The following is a 22101-nucleotide window of genomic DNA, read 5'->3' as shown; positions in this document are numbered from 1 at the left end:
CTGGGGCAGCGACTACTGGTCGGGCAGTCCGCCGAGCAGATCGTCGAGGTGCGCCGGCAGGTTCCGGGCCCGTACCCCGGTGGCGTTGTAGATCGCGTTGACCACCGCGGCGGCACTGCCGACGATCCCGATCTCGCCCGCACCGCGCGAACCCATCGGGGTGGCGTGCTCGTCGCGGTCGTCGAGGCAGATCGCGTCGACGTCGGCGATGTCGGCGTGCACGGGGATGTGGTACTCGGCGAGATCCTGCGTGACCACGTGTCCGAACCGGTGATCGCGGACGCTCTCCTCATGCAACGCCATCGAGATACCGAAGGTCATGCCGCCGATGAGTTGCGAACGGACGGTGCGCGGGTTGATGGCGCGGCCGATGGAGAACACCCCGAGCATGCGCGGGATGCGGATCTCCCCGGTGTCGATGTCGACGCCGACCTCGACGAAGTGCGCGCCGAACGAGGCCACGGTGAACTTCTCGAGATCGGGGTTGTCCGCCGCCTCCGCGCTGAGTTCGGCGTCCGGAGGCGGATCGTCGCCGAAACGTGCACGGAACTGATGCGCGGCGGTGACGATGGCCGATCCCCAGGACGAGGTGCCCGACGAACCGCCGGCGACGGTCGCGCTGGGCAGCGCGCTGTCGCCGATCTCGATGTCGACGACGTCGGTGGGTACGTCGAGCGCGTCGGCGGCGATGATCTTCAGGGTCGTCCACGCACCGGTGCCGATGTCGGTGGCGGCGATCCGGACCGTGTACCGGCCGTCGCGATGGGTGATTGACGCCGCGTTGCCCGGCTGCACCATGTGGGGATAGGTCGACGACGCGACCCCCAGGCCGACCAGCTGCCGACCGTTCCGGCGGGCCGCCGGCTCGGCCACACGCCGCTCCCAGCCGAATCGTCGGGCTCCCTCGCGGAAACAGTCGAGCAGCCGCCGCGACGACCACGGGTTGCCCGTCTCGGGGTCCTCGGGCGGTTCGTTGCGCACTCGCAACTCGATCGGATCGAGGTCGAGGGCATGTGCAAGTTCGTCCATGGCGACCTCGCCGGCGAACATCCCCGGAGCCTCGCCGGGCGCACGCATCCAGAACGGGACCGGGACATCGAGGGGGACGACGTGGTGATCGGTCCGCCGATGGTCGGCCGAGTACATCGATCGTGAGGTGACCGCGGCCTGCTCGGCGAACTCCCCGGCGTGTGCGCTGTGGGTGAATGCCTCGTGCACCATCGCGGTGATGTGGCCGTCCCGATCGGCGGCCAGCCGCAGACGGGATCGGGTGGGCGCGCGGTGTCCGACGTAGACGAACATGTGCTGCCGGGTCACCGCGAACTTCACCGGACGACCGGGCAGGCGCATGGCCGCCATGGCCGCGAGCACGTCGTGCGAGTGCGGCGAGCCCTTCGACCCGAATCCACCGCCGACGTGCGGCGCCATCACCCTCATCTGCTCGGGTTCGAGACCCAGCACCGGCGCCAGCGAGGACACCACGCCCTGGGTCGACTGGGTCGAGTCGTAGAGCGTGAGGACAGCGGCATCCGCATCCCAGGTGGCCACCACGGTGTGCGGCTCCATCGGGTTGTTGTGCTCCTCCGGGGTGGAGTACCACTGGTCGACCGTGACCGTGTCCCCGCCGGTGGTACTGGCCGCTTCGTCCAGGATTCGATCGGGGTCGCCGTCCTGTGAGGTGGGCTCGAACCCGCCGTTGACCTGTTCGGGCCGGTAGCTGTCGGGGTGATCGACGCGGAACTCGGTGTCGTGGGCGTCCTCGTCGTAGGTGACGGTCACCGCCGAGGCGGCTTCGCGTGCCGTCTCGGGACTCTCCGCGACGACGGCGCCGATCAGCTGCCCGCGGTAGGCGATTTCGGGCGACTGCAGGATCGTGAGGTCGCCGCTGGAGGTGTCGGCCAGTTCCGGTGCATTCTCGGGTGTGAGTACGTACAGCACACCGGGCGTCGATTCGGCTGCGGCCGTGTCGAATCCGGTGATGCGTCCGCGCGCGATGGTCGCGGTGATCGGCCACAGGTACGCGGCCTCGGTGAGGTGCTCGTAGGCATACGGCGCGGTGCCGCGCACCTTGTCGGCGCCGTCGATGCGGGCGTGGGAGGTACCGATCGCGGTCATCGAGTGCTCAGCTCCCGCAGGGTGGCGATCAGGGTGCGGCGGGCGAGGGGCACCTTGAACTCGTTGCCCTCGAGTGCACGGGCCTCGCCGAGTTCGGCATCGGCTGCCGCGGCGAACAATTCGGTCGACGGTCGCTGACCACGCAGCACCTCTTCGGCCCGCGCGGCCCGCCAGGGCTTGTGCGCGACACCGCCGAACGCGATCCGCGTTTCGCCGATGGCGTCACCGTCCATGCTCACCTCGGCCCCGACGGACACGAGCGCGAAGGCGTACGACGCACGGTCGCGCACCTTGCGGTAGGTCGACGACGAGTCCGGCAGGGGCGGTGGCACGTCGATGGCCACGATGACATCGTGCGGCTCGAGCACCGTGTCGCGCTCGGGATGCTCACCCGGGAGCCGGTAGAAGTCACCGATGTCCACCACGCGCTCGCCGTCGGGGCCTTGCACGACGATGCGCGCGTCGAGGGCGGTGAGGGCCACCGCCATGTCGGAGGGGTGGGTCGCGACGCAGGTCTCGGATGCACCCAGGATGGCGTGATACCGCGTGTATCCGCCGACGGCCGAGCAGCCCGAGCCCGGCGTCCGCTTGTTGCACGGGGTCGTGACGTCCTGGAAGTAGACGCATCTGGTGCGCTGCAACAGGTTTCCCGCATTGGTCGCGAGGTTGCGCAACTGCGCCGAGGCGCCCGAGAGCAGGGCGCGGGCCAGGACGGGGTAGCGGCGCCGGACGAGGGGATGGGCGGCGGTGTCGGCGTTGCGGGCGGTGGCGCCGAGCCGGAGCGAGCCGTCGGGGCGTTCGGTGATGTCGTCGAGCGGCAGGCGTGAGATGTCGAGCAGCGCCGGCGGGTCGGCGACGCCCAGCTTCATGTGGTCGACCAGGTTGGTGCCGCCGGCGATCAGCTTCGCGCCGTCGTGATCCCGCAGGAAGTCCACGGCGGTGGGGACGTCGGTCGCGCGCTCGTAGGTGAACGGGATCATCGATCGGCCGCCTGTCGGATCGCCGCGAGGATGTTCGGGTACGCCGCGCATCGGCAGAGGTTGCCGCTCATCCGTTCCCGGATCTCGTCGTCGGCCAGCGGACTCGCGTCGCCGCTCGACGACGGGTCGAGGTCCTCGGTGACGTGGCTGGGATACCCCTGTTTCGCCTCGTCGAGCATCCCGATGGCCGAGCACAACTGGCCGGGGGTGCAGTAGCCGCACTGGAAGGCGTCCTCGTCGATGAACGCCTGCTGCATGTCGTGTAGCTCGTCACCGTCGCCCAGGCCCTCGGCGGTGACGATGTCGCTGCCTTCGTAGGAGACGGCGAAGGACAGGCAACTGACGATGCGCCTGCCGTCGACCAGCACGGTGCACGAACCGCACTGGCCGTGATCGCATCCCTTCTTGGGCGAGAAGATGCCCAGCCGGTCACGCAGACCGTCGAGCAGTGTTGTTCGCGTGTCCACGACGACGTCGTGTTCGGCACCGTTCACGGTCAAGGAGACTTTGGCTTCCACGTCGCGAGGCATACCCGTCCGTAGAGGCGGTAAACACCCGCCGAGAACCGCGAAATGTCTGGAACAATCGGTCGAATGGCCCCCTCGAGACCCAGAGTTGTTGTGATCGGTGCCGGATTCGCGGGTATGCACTGCGCCCGCAGGCTCAAGAACGAGCCGGTCGACGTCACCATCGTCGACCGCGGGACCAGCCATCTGTTCCAGCCGCTGCTGTACCAGTGCGCCACCGGTCTGTTGTCCGAGGGCGCGATCTCCAGCCCGGTTCGGCATCTGACCCGTCGGCACAAGAACCTCGACGTCGTCCTCGGCGAGGCGTCGGCCATCGACGTCGAGGGTCACGAGCTGACGGTCGACCGCATCGACGGGTCGTCGTTCCGTCTCGGCTACGACTACCTCGTGGTCGGCGCCGGCATGCGCACCGCCTACCGCGGCAACGAGACGTTCGCGGAGTTCGCGCCCGGGATGAAGACGCTCGATGACGCGCTGTCGATCCGCCGCAAGATCATGGCCGCGTTCGAGATGGCCGAGACGATCACCGACCCGGAGGAGCAGCGGTCGTGGCTCACCTTCGCGGTGGCGGGCGGCGGCCCGACCGGCGTCGAGCTCGCCGGACAGATCCGGGAGGTCGCGACCCTGGCGCTCGAGCGCGAGTTCGACGCGATCGATCCGGCGCAGGCGCGGGTGCTGCTGCTCCACGGCGGCGACCGCGTGCTGCCGTCGTTCTCGACGCGGCTCTCGGCCAGCGCCCAGCGCACGCTCGACAACCTCGGCGTCGAGACCCACCTCGGCGTGCACGTCACCGGGGTCGGAGAGGACCACGTCGAGACGACCCGCAAGGCCGACGGGACCAAGAACGTCTACCCGGCGCGCACGACGCTGTGGACGACGGGCGTCGAGGCCGTCCCCTTCGCCACCACACTCGCCCGGTCGCTGGGTGTCGAACAGGACCACGGCGGGCGGATACCGGTCGAGGACGATCTCTCGGTCCCGGGCCATCCCGACATCTTCGTCTGCGGCGACATGAGTTCCTACCGAGACCTGCCCGGGGTCGCCGAGGTGGCGATGCAGGGCGGCCGGCACGCCGGGGCGGTGATCGCGGAAACCGTTGCAGGGCAACAGGAAAGAAGTCCGTTCAGATACCGCGATCTGGGTACCGCGGCCTACATCGCCCGCCGCCACGCGATCGTCCAGTCCGGCCCGCTCCAGCTGTCGGGGTTCCTCGGCTGGGTGGCCTGGGGCGTCATCCACATCGCCTTCCTGGCGGGTGTCCGCAACCGGATGGGGACCGTCATGACGTGGGGCGCAACGCTGCTCACCGACACTCGGCGGGAGCGCGCCATCACCTACGGCAGCCCGGAGACGGCGAGGCAGCCCTACGGGCAGTGACCGGGTAGATTCGGCCCGCTCGCTTCGCTCCCGGCGCCGGGTCGATTCGGCCCGCTCGCTTCGCTCCCGGCGCCGGGACCCGAGTTCTCCCCGATTGCTTGTCCGTGACCGCCTCGCCTGGTATTGAGAGTAGAACACGTTCTAATTTTGGTTGTTCTTCTGACGGGCGAGGAGTCCTCCATGCACACCCCGATCTGCGACGAGCTCGGTATCGAGTTCCCGATCTTCGCGTTCACCCACTGCCGGGACGTGGTGGTCGCGGTGAGCAAGGCGGGCGGTTTCGGAGTGCTCGGCGCGGTTGGCTTCACCCCCGAGGAGCTCGAGATCGAGCTCAAGTGGATCGACGAGCACATCGGCGACCGTCCCTACGGCGTCGACATCGTCATCCCGAACAAGTACGAGGGCATGGACTCGAACATGTCGGGCGAGGAACTCACCAAGATGTTGCAGTCGATGGTGCCGGCGGAGACCCTCGACTTCGGACGCAAGCTCCTGCGTGACCACGGCGTGCCGCTCAACGAGGACAGTGACAACTCCCTGCAGCTTCTCGGTTGGACCGAGGCCACTGCCACGCCGCAGGTCGAGATCGCGCTCCAGCACCCCAAGGTCACCCTGATCGCGAACGCCCTCGGGACGCCACCCGCCGACATGATCGAGAAGATCCAGTCCGCCGGCCGCAAGGTCGCCGCGCTGTGCGGATCGCCGAAGCAGGCCCGCAAGCACGCCGATGCGGGTGTCGACATCATCATCGCCCAGGGCGGCGAGGGCGGCGGTCACTGCGGCGAGGTCGGCTCCATCGTGCTCTGGCCGCAGGTCGTCAAAGAGGTTGCGTCGGTTCCGGTTCTGGCCGCCGGTGGCATCGGCAGCGGTGAGCAGATCGCGGCGGCGCTGGCCCTCGGGGCGCAGGGCGCGTGGACCGGATCGCAGTGGCTGATGGTCGAGGAGGCCGAGAACACCCCGGTCCAGCAGCAGACCTACATCGACGCCTCCAGCCGGGACACCGTACGGAGCCGATCGTTCACCGGCAAGCCGTGCCGCATGCTGCGCAACGACTGGACCGAGGCCTGGGAGGATCCGAAGAATCCCGATCCGCTGGGGATGCCGTTGCAGTACATGGTCTCCGGGATGGCGGTGGCCGCGACGCACAAGTACCCCGACGAGAGCATCGACGTCGCCTTCAACCCGGTCGGGCAGGTGGTCGGGCAGTTCCGCAAGGTCGAGAAGACCTCTGCGGTGATCGAGCGGTGGGTGACCGAGTACATCGACGCCACGAGCAGCCTGGACTCGTTCGCCAACGCGAACGCCTAGCCGGGGCTAATTCGCGCGGCCTCGTTTCCGTCCCGCTGATTGGATTCAATCAGCGGGACGGAAACGGCGACGCGGGAGCCGGGGAGTGGCCGGCGCCGTCCTCGGCGATCGTCGCGAGAGGGAGCGTCACCTGGACGGTGGTTCCCGACGGTTCGTTCGGCAGGTACCGGATCGTCCCGCCGTGGCGTTCGACGATGTGCTCGGAGATGATCAGCCCGATTCCCGAACCGTCCTGCTTGGACGAGAACGCCCCGGACGCGAGGCGGTCCGCCGGTACGCCGCCGGTCATGCCGCGTCCCTGATCGCGGATCCACACCGAGGCCAGTCCGTCGGCTTCACCGGTCTGGATCGTCAGTTCCTTCACCTCGGTTGTCGGACGGACGATCTCGTCGAGTGCATTGACGCACAGGTTGATGATGACCTGTCCGATGAGCACGTTCTCGCCCTGGATCGGCAGGTCGCGGTCGGGGATCTCGGCGTACACGCGCACGCCCTGCTCGGCCGCGCGTAGTCGCACGAAATACAGGCTCTCCTCGACGGTCTCGTTGAGATCCATGAGCGTCGAGGTGCTCTCGATGCGTCGTACGTAGCGGCGGACCGATGCCACGATGTCGGCGGCGCGGCGGAGTTGCTTCTCGATCTGGTCGATGCCGTAGGCGAGGCTGCGGGCGTCGACGGTCTCGGCGGAGACGCGGGCCTTGAGTCCGCTCAGGTAGTTCGTCGACGCCGCGAGCGGCTGCCCGAGCTCGTGGGCCAGGATCATCGCCATGTCACCCATCGCGTGGTAACGGCTCAGATATTGGAGGTTGGCCTCCTGGTAGGCGTTGCGGCGTTCCCATTCGACGCGGTCGGTCACGTCGCGCACGGTCAGGACCCGCGAGGAGATGCCGTCGTGGGCGACGATCTCGAGTTCGCCGGCCAGCCACACGGTGCTGCCGTCGTCCTTGATGATCTCCTGTTGGATCTCGACCGAGCCCGCTCCGTCCGTCAGCCGTTCGACGACGGGGTCACTGGTCAGCCGGGGCTCACACCGGCCGAGGTCTTCCAGATGGACGCCCGACAGCTCCGCGGGGGTGCGGCCGAACAGCTTGGCGGCCAGTGGGGAGATGTCGTCGATGCAGTTGTCGTCGTCGAGCACGACGATCCCGGCCGACGTGTGGGTCATGATGCGCTGCAACGACTCCGACACCCAGGTCAGTTCTTCCTGCAACTCGACCTCGTCGGAGATGTTGCGGAACTCGACCATCACGACCGGCCCGTCCTCGCAGCGCACCAGGGTCGCGCGGGCATCGGTGAGGAACTCGGTGCCGTCCTTGGCGCGGTACTTCCACTGTTTGCGGCTCGACCCGTGCACCACCGCGGACTGGAGCCATGCCACGCCGACCTCGCGGCGGTACTGACGCTCCTGGGCGCTCATGTGGTGTGCCTTGAGGGGCTTGAGTTCCTCCAGGGTGAACCCGAAGATCCGGCACGCGGCCGGGTTGGCCCACAGGATGTTCTTCGAACTCGCCTCGTGGATGAGGATGCCGGTGCCGGTGTGCAGGATCATCTGCTCGAAGTCCCGACGGGCGGGGAACATCGCCATCACCTCACCTTCGCCGAGTTCTCGTCTTCGCCCCCGCCACGATGCCATGCGGGTGAGGACACGCAAGTAAGGAATTGCTTACCCGCGGCGCGGGAAATCCCGATACCGCGTCGGGTCCCGCGTCCATAGTGTCGGACTCGAGATCGAGAGTCGATTCCGAACGGAGACAGTGATGACCGCGGAGAGCCTGACCGAACGGGTGTGTGCGGAACCGGCGGGGGCGGCGCGCGACGCCGCGTTCGACCACGCGCTCGACGTGCTCCGGGATCGTCGGGACGAGTTCAACTCGCAGCGCTACGTTCCCGCCGACTTCATCGCGTTGCTGAAGCGTGCCGGCATGTACCGGGCCTCGACGCCGGCGGCGTTCGGTGGCGAGCCGATGGCACCGTCGGATTTCATGTCGCTGGTCGAACGCATCTCCGCCGTCGACCCCGCCACCGGGTGGGTGTCCAGTTTCGGATCGTCGCTGGTCTACTTCGCCGCGCTGCCGGCCGAGACCCAGCAGAAGATCTACGCGCACGGTCCCGATGTCGCCTACGCGGGCGGGCTGTTCCCCATGCAGGAGGCACAGCGGGTCGACGGCGGCTACCTGTGCTCGGGGGTCTGGCAGTTCGCCAGCGGATGTCGCGGCGCCGACCTCCTCGGGATCGGTCTGGCCGGCGGACCCGAGACCGGCGGCAAACCGCTGACCGCGCTGGTCGATCCGGCCGAGGTCGAGATCGTCGACAACTGGGATGTCGCCGGGATGAAGGCGACCGGCTCCCATGCCATCCGCGCCGACCGCGTGTTCGTGCCCGAGGAGATGACCTTCGTGCGCGGCGGCGCTCCGCAGATCGACGAACCCCTGACCCGGTACCCCGCGCTGGCCTACGCCGCGCAGGTGCTGGCGGTGGTGACCCTAGGCGCGGCCCGGGGCGCCCTCGACTACGCGATCGAGGTCGGCGCGGCGCGGACCTCGATCACCGGAGGTGCCAGCAAGGGCAACCGGCCGGCGTACAAGAGCGGCCTGGCGGTCGCCGAGGCCGAATTGCGTTCGGCGCGAGCGTTCTTCTACGACAGCACCGACCGGGTGTGGGCCAAGGCCGTCGCGGGACAGCACATCTCGACCGACGATCAGGCCCTGTTGCGGTTGAGTGCCACCCACGCCGCGCACGTCGGGCGCAGCGTCGTGCTGCAGGTGTTCGACCTCGCCGGCACCGGGGCCATCTACGAGACCCATCCGCTGCAGCGGTTCCTGCAGGACGCGTTGGTGCCCGCGCAGCACGCGATGCTGCAGACCAACACCTACGAGGCCGCCGGTGCACTGCTTCTCGGCCTCGAGGCCGGAATCCCCAGCTTTCCCTGACCCACCCGTCATCCAGCCCAGACGTCACGACCGCGAGGAGACCATCACCCATGTTCGACGAACCGTTGCGCACGCTGTTCTGTGTCGGGAACAATCAGAACTTCTTCGACCTGCCCAAGGCCGACATCGGTCCGGTGTGGGAGGCCACGATGGAGTTCCTCACGAGTCTGAAGAACCTCGACGGTGTCGAGATCATCGGGACCTTCGACGACGACGCCCACATGGTCGGCCCGTCCGACGGCTGGCCGTGGACGTTCTACGTCCTCGCCGACGTGCGCGACCAGCCGACCGTCCGGGCGGCCTGCAACCTGTTGCGCACCATCATGGTCGGTGAACATGCGCTCTGGAAGTACTTCAAGGTCGAGGCGCGGATGGGACGAGCCCTCACCATCCGCGACGACGTCCCCTCATGAGCACCGCCTCCTGATCTCTCGCGCACCGACAGCCCCTCTCCGCGCCCCGGCGCGGTCGACACACGAAGGAACATCGATGACCACCATCGAGCGGCCGACCCGCGGCTTCGCGGACCTCGCCGAGAAGGACCGCGTCGCCGGTCAGCTGTACACCGATCCCGAGATCTTCGCCGAGGAGATGCGCAAGATCTTCTACCGCACCTGGGTGTGGGTCGCGCACGAGAGCGAGGTCCCCGAGGCGGGCTCGTTCAAGACCACCCAGGTCGGGGATCAACCGGTCATCGTGACACGGGATCGCAAGGGCAACTTCAACACCCTGCTCAACCGGTGCCGGCATCGCGGGGCGACGGTGTGCGACCAGCGCAGCGGCAAGGCCAACGGCTTCACCTGCCCGTACCACAACTGGTCGTACACCCTCGACGGTCGACTGCGCGGCATCCCGTACCCGGACGGTTACGAGGGCGTCGTCGAGAAGAACGACTTCCCCCTGCAGAAGCTGCGCACCGAGAGCTATCTCGGCATGATCTTCGCGACGTTCAACACCGAGATCGAACCGCTCGAAGACCACCTGGGTGATGCGAAGATCTGGATGGAGCGATTCCTGAAGCAGTCCAACGGATTCCCCACCAAGGTCCTCGGCAGTCACAAGTTCCGGTTCAAGGGCAACTGGAAGATCCAGCTCGAGAACACCACCGACGGTTACCACTTCCCGATGGTGCACAAGTCGTGGATGGCCTCTGTCGACGCCGAGACCGCGAACATGATGTCGTTCATGGACGATCCGGCCGCCGAGACGCACGCGCTCGGCAACGGTCACAGCGTCGCGATCATGGCGGCCGCGCACGCGGACCTCGACATCGACGACGGTTCCGAGGAGGTGCAGCCGCGGTTCCAGCATCTCGTCGACGAACTCGCCGAGGCGGGGGAGAGTCCCGAACGCATCCGTCGCTACATGCGCTCGATGCACGGCTGCGGGTTCAACCTCAACATGTTCCCGAACATCGCCATGTCGTCGTCGTTCTTCCGGGTCCTCATCCCGATCAGCGTGGACGTGACCGAGGTGTGGCACATGGCGATCGGCATGGACGGCGGGCCGGAGAGCATCAACCGCGAGCGCTTGCGGATCCACGAGCACTTCCAGGGCCCCTTCGGCTTCGGCAGCCCCGACGACGCCGAGGGATGGGATCGCGTCCAGATCGGCGCCGGTGGCAACCCGAACATGCCGATCCTGGTCAACCGCGGGGAGAACCGCGAGTACACGACCGAAGAGGGTTGGCCCACATCGCATGTCACCGACGAGACGGGGATGCGTGAGTCCTACGCCATGTGGAAGAAGATGATGAGCGATGACTGAATTGCACAGTTTCAACGACCCGCGCGTCCTGCGCGCGATCGCGCTCGTGTGGAAGGAAGCCGAACTCCTCGACGCCAAGGACTACCCGGCGTGGGAGGCCCTCTACACCGATGACGCGCACTACGTCATCCCGATCGATCCCGACACCGACGATTTCGACTCGTCGCTGAACATGGTGTACGACGACCAGCGGATGCGGCGCCTGCGCGTCGAACGGATGATGCAGGGTTACGCACCGTCGGCGGTCGCCGCTGCCCGCACGGTCCGGGTCATCTCGCGGTTCACCGTGTCGGACGTCAGCGACGACACCGTCATCCTGCGGTCCGCGCAGATCCTCAACGCGTTCAAGCGCGATGCCTTCTCGACGATCGGCGCCGAGCTCACCCACACCATCAGCCTCGGTTCCGACGGTAACGACCGGATCAGTCTGAAGGTGGCCCGTCTCATCGACAGCGAGGACGCGGTCAGCGCCTCCGGTTACCTGGTGTGAGGACGGACCTGGACATGAGTTCGACGAACAAGGGGATCGCGGTCGTCACCGGTGCCGCCGGCGGCATGGGTTCGCACATCGCCCGCCGGCTGCACCGGGACGGTCATCGCGTCCTGCTCACCGACATCGCCCTCGATCCGGCCCAGCGCATCGCCGAAGAACTCTCGCCCGACGGGTCGGCCGCACGGGCGGCCGTCCTCGACGTGGCGCACCGGCAGGGTTTCGTCGACGCGCTGGCGCATGTGCAATCCGTCTGGGGCACACCGACGATCGTCGTGAACAACGCGGCATTGACCCAGGCGGCCGATCTCATGACGCTCGACGAGCCGGACTTCACCCGCGTGCTGAACACGAACGTCAACAGCATCTTCTTCGGCTGCCAGGTCTTCGGGGCCGCGATGGCCGACGAGGGGTACGGCCGCATCGTCAACATGGCGTCGCTGGCCGGTCAGAACGGCGGCACCGCCACCGGCGCGCACTATGCCACGTCCAAGGGCGCGATCCTGACGGTCACCAAGATCTTCGCCAAAGAGCTTGCGGCCAAGGGTGTCACGGTCAACGCGATCGCGCCCGGGCCGCACGACCTGCCCGTCGTGAAGGCGACCGTGCCGCCGGAGAAACTCGACGCCGTGATCGCCGGCATCCCCGTCGGGAAGCTGGGCCGCCCCGAGTTCATCGGGGACATGGTCGGCCTGCTGACCGCCGAGAACGCCTTCTTCGTCACGGGTGCGTGCTGGGACGTCAACGGCGGGCTCTTCGTCCGCTGATCGCACCTCGAGAATTATTCGCCACCACCAGGAGCACCGCCATGGCCCTCACCGACGTCGTCGTCTCCGCGATCGTCCAGGAGACCCCGAGCATCAAGACCTTCTACCTGTCGAGGCCCGACGGCTCGACGATGGGGGAGTACACGCCCGGAGCGCACATCGATGTCGTCGGGCCGACCGCCATCACCCGCCAGTACTCGCTGTGCAGCCGGCCCGACGGGCGGGAGTCCTTCGCCGTGGCCGTCAAGCGCGAGGATCAGTCCCGAGGTGGTTCGGCCGCACTGCACGAACTGCGCGTCGGCGACCGGCTGCAGATCAGCGAGCCACGGAACCTGCTCGGGATCGATTCCACGGCAACGCATCACGTCCTGGTGGCGGCCGGCATCGGGATCACCCCGATGCTCAGCATGGCGCGCTACATGGACGTGCACGGGATCAGCTTCGAACTGCACTACTTCGCCCGGACGGTCGATGACGCGGCGTTCCTGCCGCTGCTGCGGGAGCGTTGCCCGGAGAAGCTGCACGCGCATGTCGGCGTCGGTCGTGAGGCCCACGGACCGATTCTGACCGCCGCGCTGGAATCGGCGCCGCAGGGCTCGCATGTCTATGTCTGCGGCCCGGACGGGTTCATGACCAAGGTCCGCGAACTGGCGGAACAGTACATCCCGGCCGACGCGGTCCACTTCGAGAACTTCCACGCCACCGATCAGCCGGATGCGTCGGAGAACACGTCCTTCGACGTCGAACTCGACGGCGAGACCTATCACGTCCCGGCCGACCGGAGCATCGTCGAGGTCCTCGAGGAGAACGGCTGCGACGTCGACACCTCGTGTCAGGAGGGCATCTGCGGTACCTGCATCATGCAGGTCCTCGCCGGTGAGCCCGAGCACCGCGACAACGTGCTGACCAAGGCCGAGCGAGAGTCCGGAGAGGTCATGGCGGTCTGCGTCTCGCGGACCACCGGCGAGAAGATCGTGCTCGACTATTACTGACCCCGATCAAGGGTTGGTCGGCACCTCGACGTCGAACCGCAGGATGTCCCGGACCAGCGTGCTGATGCTGTCGGCGTCGGTCTTGCTCTTGATCCGGGCACGGTGCACGTCCACCGTCTTGACGCTCATGTCGAGGCGGCGGGCGATGTTCTGGCTGGGTAGACCTTCGACGACCAGCGCGAGGATCTCGCGTTCCTGCGGGGTCAACAGCGCGACCTTCGATTCCACCCACCGCTTCTGCGCGTGGGTGCGGAAGCGTTCGACCGCCTTCTCCATCCCCGCCTGGACGGCGTCGAGCAGCCGCTGCGGGTCGTAGGGCTTCTCCAGGAAATCCATCGCGCCGGCCTGCAGGGTGGACACCGACATCCGGATGTCGCCGTGCGCGGAGACGAAGATGATGGCGACGTGCGGTGCTAACTCGTTGAGCTTCTCCTGCAGCCGCGGGCCGCTCATCGTCGGCATGCGGACGTCGAGCACGATGCACGCGGGGGTGTCCCCGGAGTACTGCGCGAGGAAGTCGTCGGCACTGTGGCAGATCCGCGGCGAGATCCCGATGCTGCCGAGCAGCCAGTCGACCGATTCGCAGAGTTCCGGGTCGTCGTCGACGACGTACACCGCCGCGGTCACATCCGATGCGGTCACGTCCACGCCGCGTCGGCCGTCCAGTAGTTCATCCCGACGGCACTCACCTGATGGCGCCACTCCGACGTCCGGTTGAGCCAGGGTTCCTCGCGCCGGACCGACTCGTCGGCCGCCTCCGGGCCGTCGGCCTCGACGGTCCAGTGCACCCAGTTGACCTCCCGGCCGTACTCGTCGTGCACGAACAGGTCGACATGGTGCCAGCCGTAGTTGAAGGTGTCCTCGTAACACGTGAGGAACATCCGGTGGTGCGTCTCGGGACGGGGTTTGACTGTCATGCAGATCTTCTCTCTCGCAACCGGATCAGACCGGGACGACCGGATGGGACCGGAGCTCGTTCTCGAGCACCGCGGCGACCTCGAACAGGGCCGACTCCCGCCCCGGCAAGCCGATCACCTGTAGTCCGAGGGGCATCCCGGAGTCCGTGGTCGCCCCCGGGACGACGACGACCGGGCAGCCGAGCAGCTGCCACGGTCGGCTCAGGACCGGCGACCCGGTCGCGTCGAGGCCGCTCGGTGCGGGGCCGGGTGCGGCGGGACCGACGATCACCGTGTGATCGCCGAGCGTCTCGGCCAGCAGATCCCGCGAGCGGTCGCGGCGGATGAGGGCGGCCGCGTGGTCCGCGGGCCGGACCGCGCGGCCGGCGTCGACGAGGTCGAGCAGCGCGGGGCTGAGCGCGGCCGCATGGTCCCGGACGACATCGTCCAGGGTCTCGGCCGCCTCATGGGACATGACGGTCACGTGGTCGTCGGCCAGGGTGCGGACATGATCGTCGAATTCGAGTGCGCGGGTCTCGACGTCGGCTCGCTCGAGCAGGTCCGGCAGCCGGTCGACCAGGTCTGCCATTGCCGGGTCGATCGGGTGCAGGTCGCTGCCGCCCCACACCACCACGGTCCGGACGGTGGAGCGACCGGGAACGATCGGCGAGCGGCCGGTGAAGGCGGTGTACACGTACTGCAGGTCGGCGATGTCGCGGGTGAGGATGCCCAGCGAGTCCAGCGACTCCGAGAGTCCGGTGACGCCGGACAGATCCGTCGAGCCGTGCGCGAGGACCATGCCCGCGGCGCCGCAGTAGGCGGCCGGCCGGGTCAACGAGCCGGCGGTCTGCGTACCCAGCGCCACCGGGATGACGCCAGCCCCGACGGCGGCGGCCGAACCGCTCGACGACCCGCCCGGCGTGTGCCCGGGGTGGTGCGGATTGCGCGTCGGCCCGGGCGAGAAGTAGCCGAACTCGGTCGTGACCGTCTTGCCCTGGATCACCGCGCCCAGATCGCGAAAACGACTGACACAGGGCGCATCCGACGCCGCCGGCGACGACGACGTGACGGGTGAACCGGCACGGGTCGGCAGACCCTCGACGTCGATGAGGTCCTTGACCCCGAGCGAGACGCCTCGCAGGGGCCGGCGACCCGGTATCCCATCCTGCCGTCGTGCCTCGTCGACGACGCCCGGGGACAGCTCGACCCACGCGCGCAGATCGGTGTCGGTGCCGACGATCTCCTCACGGACCTGTTCCGCGAGAATTTCCGCCGACACCACCTTCTCGTGGACCGCGGTCGCCTGCTCACTGATGGGCTGTTTCCAGTAGGCCGAGCTCACCGTTCCTCCTTCATGTGCTGGGACCAGTCTGCCCTGTCGCGCATCGCGGCGACAGTAAAGATTTCCCTCGTATCCCCGTAGGGACGGGTGGCCATAACGTCGTTGCCAGCCCCCGACAGCCCGGCGTCTTCGCACCCTGCCAGTCCAAGGAAACCCAATGAGCCTCAGAGAACCCGCGGTGACGACGCCGTCGTCGCCGACCGCCCCCGATCGACGAATCGACTTCGGCCGCATGTCGAGACGGGCCTGGATCGTCACCGGCATGCTCGTGCCGTTCCAGATCATCGCCTTCGCCGACAAGGCGGTGCTCGGCCTGGTCTCGGCCGACGCGATGCCCGAACTCGGCTTGACCGCAACCGAATTTGGATTCATCGGCAGTGCCTTCTTCTTCCTGTACGCGATCGTCTCGGTCGTCACCGGGTTCCTGGCGTCGAAGATCTCGGTGAAGTGGATCCTGTTCGCGATGGGCGTCACCTGGGCGGTGCTGCAATTCCCGATGCTGCTCGGCGGCGGCGCCGCCATCCTGCTGGTGACGCGGATCATCCTCGGCGGCGCCGAGGGACCCGCGACGGCCATGTCGCTCACCTCCGCGCACACCTGGTTCTCGCCCACCCGTCGTGCGCTGCCGTCGAACCTGATCGCCGCCGGCTCCACGCTGGGACCTGTCTTCGCGGCGCCGCTGCTGGCCTGGGTCATCGCCGTGTGGGGTTGGCGCTGGGCGTTCGGTGTTCTGGGAATCATCGGCCTGGTGTGGGTGATCGCCTGGTGGGCGATCGGCGCGGACGGTCCCTACCGTCCCAAGAAGGCCTCGTCGCCGGACGAGCCGGCACTCGACACCGACGAGACGGTTGACGATGCGAAGGAGGTCGCGACCTCCGCGGTCGACGAGCAGAAGCCGGTCAAGATCTGGCGTGCGCTGCTCAGCTTGGCGTTCATCTCCGCCGTGATCGGCGGGGCGTCGAACTTCTGGGTGCAGGGCTTCCTGACGACCTGGCTGCCCCAGTACCTGGGCACCGTGGTCGGGCTGTCGCTCGGTGAGGTCGGTGCGGTGACCACCGTGCCGTGGGTGGTCGGCGCGCTCGTCCTGCTCGGACTGGGTGCGCTCGGGCACCGGATGCTGCACCGGGGGAGTTCGGCACATCGGGCGATCGCCGTCCCGTTCGGCTGCGCCGCGGTCCTGGCCGGGTTGTGCTTCATCGCCATCCAGGCGTCGTCGGGGATCACGGCGGTCGCGCTGCTGTGCCTCGCCGGTGGATGCAGCCTGGCGTTCCCGATGACCGCCACCGCGATCGGTTATGCGGTCGGCGCTCGGCAGCGACCGATCCTCATGGCCACCCTCGGCGGCGTGGCGTCGTTCGGCGCGGTCATCTCGCCGATCCTGGTCGGCTGGCTCATGACCGACGCGGGGTATGTGTCGCCGCCGAAGGGTGAGAAGCCCAGCGCGGAGATGGCCGACAACATGGCGGCCGGCGTGCACCAGGCGTTCACGATCACCGGCATCGTCCTGCTGGTCGGCGGCGCACTGTGCATCGCCTTCCTCCGGCCGGAGCGACTCGGTGCCATTCTGCAGAAGCGTTACGTCCAGGAGCCGGTCGAGGCCCGGTCCGCCTGAGTGCCCGACCACCGCGACGATTCGATCCCAGGAGAAGACATGTCCGACAATGTGATCAGTGCCATCGACCCAGGCATCTTCCGAAATGTGATGGGGCACTATCCCACCGGCGTGGTCGTGGTGACGGGACGCGGTGACGACGGCTCCGTGCTGGCCATGGTCGTCGGGACTTTCAGCTCGGTGTCGATGGACCCGCCGTTGGTGTCCTTCATGCCGATGAAGACCTCGCGCACCTTCGAGAAGATGCGGGCCTGCGAGTCGTTGTGCATCAACATCCTCGGCGGTGAACAGGAGGACGTCGTCCTCACCATCGCGCAGCGTTGGGAGGACAAGCTCGCGGGCATCGACTGGTTCCCTTCGCCGTCGGGCGATCCGGTTCTCGCGGATTCGGTGGCCTGGATCGACACCCGCATCAGCAACGTCGTCGAAGCAGGCGATCACTGGATAACGCTCTGTGAGGTGCGGGATCTGGCCGTGACCAACCCGGTGTCGCCGCTGATCTTCTTCCAGGGTGGTTACGGCAGTTTCGTGTCGACGTCCCTGATGGCCCGGATGGACCACGAGATCCTGCCGACGATCCATGCCGCACACGCGGCGCGCCCGCAGGTGGAGGCATTGGCGACGTCCGTCGGCTGCGAGGTGTCGGTCCTCACCGCGGTCAGCCGCGACGAGATGGCCGTCGTGTTGTCGGCCACCGCGCCGGGCGTCGACCGTGACGAAGGCCTCGCGTACCGCATCCCGATGGTGCCGCCCATCGGGGACACGTACGTGTTCGACCAGGACGACGAGACCCGGGAGCGGTGGCTGGCGAAGCTCCGGCATGCCGACGATGATGTGCGACAGGTACATCGCGACCGTCTCGACTTCGTGCGGCGGCACGGTTACCTGGTGTCCTTTCTGCCCGATGCCTCATCGACTGCGTACGAGGAGATGCGAGAGGCGACGAAATCCTATGAGCGGGGCCGGTTGACGCCTTCGCAGGAACGCGAGATCTGCGAGTCCATCGGGAAGTCGGCCGTCGACTATCGCCTCCGCGAGGTGCGACCCGATCAGACCTATGACGTCGGTTCCGTCGTGCTGCCGATCCGGGACGCACGTGGCGGATACTCGATGACGCTCCGGTTGTCGCAGTTGCCGCTGGGCGTGAACGGCTCTGAGGTCGAGGCCTGGATCTCGGAGGCGCGTGCGGTGGTCGAGGTGCTTGGCCGATGAGCGACGACGATGCCAGGATCTCGGCGCTCGTCGCGCGGGTCGAGATTCTGGAGGCCGAAGCCGAGATCCGACGAATCCAGGCTCGATACATGTTCCTCTGTGACACCCCGTGTCCCGAACCCGGTCTCGCGGATGACGCCGAGCGCATCGAGCGCATCCTGGACCTCTACACCGACGACGCGGTGTGGGAGGGCGTCGGCGAGTACTACGACGGACAGTTCGGGCGTGCCGAGGGCAAGCCGGAGATCCGCGAACACTTCCAGCGCTTCTGGGATGAGAAGCGGGACCCGGCACTGGTGCTCAACGCGCACTACCTGACTTCGGAGCAGGTCCATGTCGACGGCGATGACGCCGAGGGACAGTGGATTCACATGCAGCCGTGGCTCTTCGGCGACGGCTCGGCCCTGTTGCGGTCGAGTCGGCTGAACAACGCCTTTCGCAAGCACGACGGCCGGTGGCGGATCACTCGTACCCGCACCGAGAACGTCTTCATCGCGCCGCTTCCCGACGGATTCGCCGAGAGCTACCCCTCGGCGTCGGCGTTGATGGGCTGAGGCGTTCGACGCCGGTGACGGGTCACGCGCCTGTGGTCAGTCGGATCATGTAGACCGTAGCCGCCACGCCGAGGAGCAGGAAGGCGCCCGGGAACGCGATGTTGTAGAAGACGCGGGCCCGCACATGGGCGATGACCGCGCCGACGAAGAACAGAGTGAGCCCGGTTCCGGCGGCGACGCCGATCCAGGGTTCGATCGTCAACCCGAGGACAAGCCCTGCTGCTCCGGCGGCCTTGAGTGTCGCGAGGTGGGGCAGGAACCGAGGTGGGACGTGGACCTCGGCCGAATTGGCCAGCACGAACTCGGCCCGGGCGAAGTCGGCGATGGCGATACCGCCATTGGCCACGATGCAGATGATCGTGGCGACGAACAGGGTGGTGGTCATCGCCGGGGGCCCTTCGCTGGTCGGGTTCCGCCGCGCGGTGGCCGGGTCGGTACGGTCGACATGTGTCCTCCTCTGAGGTGGGTTGTCGGATGGACGATGTGAGTGTGGTGCTCTCATCCGTACCGACGTCCTACCCCACGAGAAGGTGACATCCGGTGGTACCGACCTCAGAGTTCGAAGATCTACGACCGCAGCTGACCGCCATGGCGTTCCGGATGCTCGGCTCGATCCACGACGCCGAGGACGCCGTGCAGAGCACGTGGCTCAACTCGCTGCGTGTCGACGGCACCGAGATCCGCAACCCTGCCGCATGGTTGACGACAACACTCACCCGGGTGTGTCTCGATCAGTTGCGCGCCCGCGGCAGACGACAGGAAGATCCGCTGTTCGCCGACGCTCTCCCCGCGGAGGCTGTCGCGGCCGACGAGCTCTACCTGCAGCGCGAGAACGTGTCACGTGCGCTGATGGTGGTCCTCGATCGGTTGACGCCGTCGCAACGCGTGGCCTATGTGCTGCATGACCTCTTTGCGGTTCCGTTCGGTGAGGTCGCAACGATCCTCGACACCAGTGTGGACGGTGCGAAGAAGCATGCGAGCCGGGCACGCGGACGGATCGCGTCTTCGCGGTTGAACTCCGAGCTGGACCCTGAACTGCCGTCGGGTGATGCGTCCCTGGTCGTCGACGCCTTTCTGGCCGCGGCGCGCGGCGGCAGTCTTGATGCGATGGTCGCGCTGTTGGGCGAGGATTGCATCCGTGTCGCCGACCGGTCACTGGTACCGCCGGACACACCGACCGTGGTCCGGGGCGCCCGGGCGGTCGCGGAGGAGACCCGATTCTTCGCCGACCGTATCCGGGCAAGCACGCCGATGTGGCTGGGAGGTCGGATGGTTCATGTGATCGCACCGGGCGGTCACCCGCTCGCCGTCATCGATGTTGTTGTGGTCGACGGCCGCGTCGCGAGAGTCGACATCCGTCGCATGACATTTGCCACCGTGTCAGAGTGGTCCTGACCGGCGATATGGGGAGCTGCTCCGTCCGGAGCGGAATCTCTAGAACGGTGGCGGGTTGGCGTCGTTCCAGCGCTTCTCGGCGCGTTGGTGGCGCCGGAAGTCGTTGTCGCGCTGCGTGTCGAGTCTGTCGCGGGCGGGATGATCGGGTGACCGTCTGGGGAAGAGCTTGTTGAACAGGTCGCGTCCGCTGAAGGCGTTGCCGACGAACATGTGCCCGGTGGGGGTGGTGAACCAGGCGGTGCGGGACTCGTCTTGGTGGTCCTGCCAGCTGGTGAAGGTCTTGATGCGGTGATGGAACCGGCACAGCGGTTTGAGGTTGCGCGCATCGGTCGGGCCACCGCGACGCGGGTCGGTGTGATCGAAGGGTTCGGTGTGGTCGAGATCGATCTGCCAGACCGGGGCGTTGCAGCCGGGGAAGGTGCAGCACAGTTCGCCGGCGCGCACCAGCGCCTGGAGCTTCTTCGAGGGGGTGTATCGCGTTGTCGAACTGTCCGCCTCGGGAGGCGATACCGGTGGCGCGTCGGGCGCGGCGGGGTTCGGTGCGGGATGGATGTAGGTGCGTCGGGCTTCGGCGAGCAGCTGCCGGGCGGTGTCGGCGTCGAGGATGCCGTGGCGGTCGAGGAATGCGGGGTCGTTGTCTAGACCGATCAGGGTCGACAGGTTCACCACGATGTGAAAGGTCGCGCGCGGCGCCGGCGATGACGACGGCGACGCGTCCGGACCCGGAGGGTCGGCGACAACCGTGTCGCTGTCCGGGGTGTCGGTGTCATCGTTCCCGGAGTGGCGCGCGGGTGCCTCAGTCGTGTGGTCGGCGGTGTCCACTGTCGCTGCGTCGACGTCCCCGGTGGTGTCGGCTTCAATGTCCATTGCGGCAGGTCGGCAGTCGTCGCATTCGCACGCGATAGAAGCTTCGCCCCGCGCGAGCGCTTTCAGAGCATCGACTCGGCGGTTGGCCAACTTTCGAGGGTCACCGGCGTGGACCGCGGTGGCCATCGCCGTCAGGCGGGCGTCGAACTCGGCGGCATCAGCAGTGGGCAGCGTGCCGGAGATCCGGGACTGCCCGGGTGTGAACCGGTCGGGGGTGACGGTCACCTTGCGGTCGGATTTCACTCGCTCCTTGCGTCGGCGGATCGCGTCGGGTGCCCACTTGGCGACGATGGAATCGACCATGGCGGTGAACCGGGCCGTGGACATCGGTGCGCGGGCGAAGATCGCCTCGGCGAGATGGGCGTCGACGGTCTGCATCTCTTCGTCGTCGGTGATGAGGTCGGTGCGTTTGAGGGCGATGAGGAAGCGGCGCTTGTCGATTCGACCGCACGCGAGTGCGTGTCCGGTGAAGGAGAGTCGGTAGCGCAGTGCGTCGCCGGCTTCGATGAGATCTTTCGCCTCGGCCGGCGTCACGGTGAGGGTGGCACCGACTTCGGCGATGGCCTGTTCGAGACCGTTGGGCCCGAACTGCTCGTAGGGATTCTCACCAGCGGCCACCCGCGCGGACAGGTGCTCGAAGGCTTCGATGGAGTCGAGTTCGCCGCTGTGCGTCTCGGCGCGCCGCTGCGCGTAGTCCATCTCGCGTTCGTCGTGAATGAGGCTGGCAACGACCATCATTCGATGCGCCGACGCTGCCGCCAAACCCGCGCAGTGGTTGAGGACCTCGACGAGTTCGGCAGCGGAGAGTTCATGGTCGGGACGAAAGCGCGGCTCGACCGACTCCTGTGATGGGTCCACAGATGTAGTGGACCCGGCCCCCGCCCCCGATGACATACCTCCACGATACTCGAATATATGTTCGAGTCAAGGGTGTATTTGTTTCTCCTTCGAATATCCGATGATGCAACCA

General features: G+C 67.4%; 21 protein-coding genes. 12 read left to right on the top strand and 9 right to left on the bottom strand.

Annotated elements, in window-relative coordinates; translation table 11 throughout:
* Positions 1-12 precede the first annotated feature (12 nt).
* Genes B1818_RS04510 through B1818_RS04500 form a run of 3 tightly spaced genes read right to left on the bottom strand, consistent with a single transcriptional unit; the run spans position 13 to position 3613 of the window.
* Positions 13-2115: a xanthine dehydrogenase family protein molybdopterin-binding subunit gene (locus B1818_RS04510; RefSeq protein WP_078112045.1), complete on the bottom strand. Its 2103-nt coding sequence runs from the start codon at positions 2113-2115 to the stop codon at positions 13-15.
* A complete protein-coding gene (locus B1818_RS04505; RefSeq protein WP_078112044.1) occupies positions 2112-3095 on the bottom strand; it encodes a xanthine dehydrogenase family protein subunit M in 984 nt (327 codons plus the stop codon). The genes B1818_RS04510 and B1818_RS04505 overlap by 4 nt, the downstream gene beginning before the upstream one ends.
* Positions 3092-3613, bottom strand: coding sequence for a 2Fe-2S iron-sulfur cluster-binding protein (locus B1818_RS04500; protein ID WP_055475121.1), 522 nt, complete (start codon positions 3611-3613; stop codon positions 3092-3094). Before B1818_RS04500 ends, B1818_RS04505 begins: the two co-directional genes overlap by 4 nt.
* 75 nt (positions 3614-3688) lie before the next feature.
* On the opposite strand from B1818_RS04500, the gene B1818_RS04495 reads away from it, so the two are divergent.
* Together B1818_RS04495 and B1818_RS04490 are read left to right on the top strand one after the other, a co-directional pair.
* Positions 3689-4999, top strand: coding sequence for an NAD(P)/FAD-dependent oxidoreductase (locus B1818_RS04495; RefSeq protein ID WP_055475086.1), 1311 nt, complete (start codon positions 3689-3691; stop codon positions 4997-4999).
* Positions 5000-5179: 180 nt separating this feature from the next.
* Positions 5180-6307: a nitronate monooxygenase gene (locus B1818_RS04490; RefSeq protein WP_078112043.1), complete on the top strand. Its 1128-nt coding sequence runs from the start codon at positions 5180-5182 to the stop codon at positions 6305-6307.
* A 49-nt stretch (positions 6308-6356) separates the two neighbouring features.
* Here the strand turns inward: B1818_RS04490 and B1818_RS04485 are convergent, their stop codons facing one another.
* Complete coding sequence (locus B1818_RS04485) at positions 6357-7886, bottom strand: PAS domain S-box protein (RefSeq protein WP_091344278.1); 1530 nt, start codon at positions 7884-7886, stop codon at positions 6357-6359.
* A gap of 178 nt (positions 7887-8064) precedes the next feature.
* Here B1818_RS04485 and B1818_RS04480 point away from each other — a divergent pair, with 178 nt between their 5' ends.
* From B1818_RS04480 to B1818_RS04455, 6 genes are all read left to right on the top strand, one after another.
* Positions 8065-9237 (top strand): acyl-CoA dehydrogenase family protein, encoded by a 1173-nt coding sequence (locus B1818_RS04480; RefSeq protein ID WP_065632763.1) that lies wholly within the window; start codon positions 8065-8067, stop codon positions 9235-9237.
* A gap of 50 nt (positions 9238-9287) precedes the next feature.
* Positions 9288-9650: a hypothetical protein gene (locus B1818_RS04475; RefSeq protein WP_058250620.1), complete on the top strand. Its 363-nt coding sequence runs from the start codon at positions 9288-9290 to the stop codon at positions 9648-9650.
* 76 nt (positions 9651-9726) lie between these two features.
* Positions 9727-11004, top strand: a complete 1278-nt coding sequence (locus B1818_RS04470) for a Rieske 2Fe-2S domain-containing protein (RefSeq protein WP_055475082.1) — start codon at positions 9727-9729, stop codon at positions 11002-11004.
* On the top strand, positions 10997-11494 hold the full coding sequence (locus B1818_RS04465; RefSeq protein ID WP_055475081.1) for an aromatic-ring-hydroxylating dioxygenase subunit beta: 498 nt from the start codon (positions 10997-10999) through the stop codon (positions 11492-11494). Before B1818_RS04470 ends, B1818_RS04465 begins: the two co-directional genes overlap by 8 nt.
* Before the next feature lie 14 nt (positions 11495-11508).
* Positions 11509-12261 carry an SDR family NAD(P)-dependent oxidoreductase gene (locus B1818_RS04460; RefSeq protein ID WP_058250619.1) on the top strand — a complete coding sequence of 251 codons (753 nt, stop codon included), beginning with the start codon at positions 11509-11511 and terminating at the stop codon, positions 12259-12261.
* Positions 12262-12302: 41 nt separating this feature from the next.
* Complete coding sequence (locus B1818_RS04455) at positions 12303-13253, top strand: PDR/VanB family oxidoreductase (RefSeq protein ID WP_058250618.1); 951 nt, start codon at positions 12303-12305, stop codon at positions 13251-13253.
* 6 nt (positions 13254-13259) lie between these two features.
* Here the strand turns inward: B1818_RS04455 and B1818_RS04450 are convergent, their stop codons facing one another.
* From B1818_RS04450 to B1818_RS04440, 3 genes are read right to left on the bottom strand one after another with little or no spacing between them, the layout of a single operon-like run.
* Positions 13260-13901 (bottom strand): response regulator transcription factor, encoded by a 642-nt coding sequence (locus B1818_RS04450; RefSeq protein ID WP_078112042.1) that lies wholly within the window; start codon positions 13899-13901, stop codon positions 13260-13262.
* Positions 13892-14170, bottom strand: a complete 279-nt coding sequence (locus B1818_RS04445) for a hypothetical protein (RefSeq protein ID WP_058250617.1) — start codon at positions 14168-14170, stop codon at positions 13892-13894. The genes B1818_RS04450 and B1818_RS04445 overlap by 10 nt, the downstream gene beginning before the upstream one ends.
* A gap of 25 nt (positions 14171-14195) precedes the next feature.
* Entirely contained in the window at positions 14196-15491 is a 1296-nt protein-coding gene (locus tag B1818_RS04440) for an amidase (RefSeq protein WP_058250616.1), read from the bottom strand.
* 157 nt (positions 15492-15648) lie between these two features.
* Between B1818_RS04440 and B1818_RS04435 the strand changes: the two genes are divergently transcribed.
* The 3 genes from B1818_RS04435 to B1818_RS04425 are packed head-to-tail and all read left to right on the top strand — an operon-like array spanning position 15649 to position 18869.
* On the top strand, positions 15649-17103 hold the full coding sequence (locus B1818_RS04435; RefSeq protein ID WP_078112041.1) for an MFS transporter: 1455 nt from the start codon (positions 15649-15651) through the stop codon (positions 17101-17103).
* Between the two features lie 39 nt (positions 17104-17142).
* Complete coding sequence (locus B1818_RS04430) at positions 17143-18315, top strand: flavin reductase family protein (RefSeq protein ID WP_058250865.1); 1173 nt, start codon at positions 17143-17145, stop codon at positions 18313-18315.
* Complete coding sequence (locus tag B1818_RS04425) at positions 18312-18869, top strand: nuclear transport factor 2 family protein (protein WP_058250614.1); 558 nt, start codon at positions 18312-18314, stop codon at positions 18867-18869. Before B1818_RS04430 ends, B1818_RS04425 begins: the two co-directional genes overlap by 4 nt.
* Positions 18870-18891: 22 nt before the next feature.
* Here B1818_RS04425 and B1818_RS04420 read toward each other — a convergent pair whose 3' ends face one another.
* Positions 18892-19254 carry a DoxX family protein gene (locus B1818_RS04420; RefSeq protein WP_058250613.1) on the bottom strand — a complete coding sequence of 121 codons (363 nt, stop codon included), beginning with the start codon at positions 19252-19254 and terminating at the stop codon, positions 18892-18894.
* A 155-nt stretch (positions 19255-19409) separates the two neighbouring features.
* Between B1818_RS04420 and B1818_RS04415 the strand changes: the two genes are divergently transcribed.
* Positions 19410-20264, top strand: a complete 855-nt coding sequence (locus B1818_RS04415) for a sigma-70 family RNA polymerase sigma factor (RefSeq protein ID WP_078112040.1) — start codon at positions 19410-19412, stop codon at positions 20262-20264.
* A 39-nt stretch (positions 20265-20303) separates the two neighbouring features.
* Here B1818_RS04415 and B1818_RS04410 read toward each other — a convergent pair whose 3' ends face one another.
* Positions 20304-21989: an HNH endonuclease signature motif containing protein gene (locus tag B1818_RS04410; RefSeq protein WP_254859566.1), complete on the bottom strand. Its 1686-nt coding sequence runs from the start codon at positions 21987-21989 to the stop codon at positions 20304-20306.
* Positions 21990-22101: the final 112 nt, after the last annotated feature.

The sequence above is a fragment of the Gordonia sp. IITR100 genome, from assembly GCF_002009645.1.
Classification (GTDB): Bacteria; Actinomycetota; Actinomycetes; order Mycobacteriales; family Mycobacteriaceae; genus Gordonia; species Gordonia hongkongensis.
This window is presented reverse-complemented; position numbering and strand designations above follow the sequence as displayed.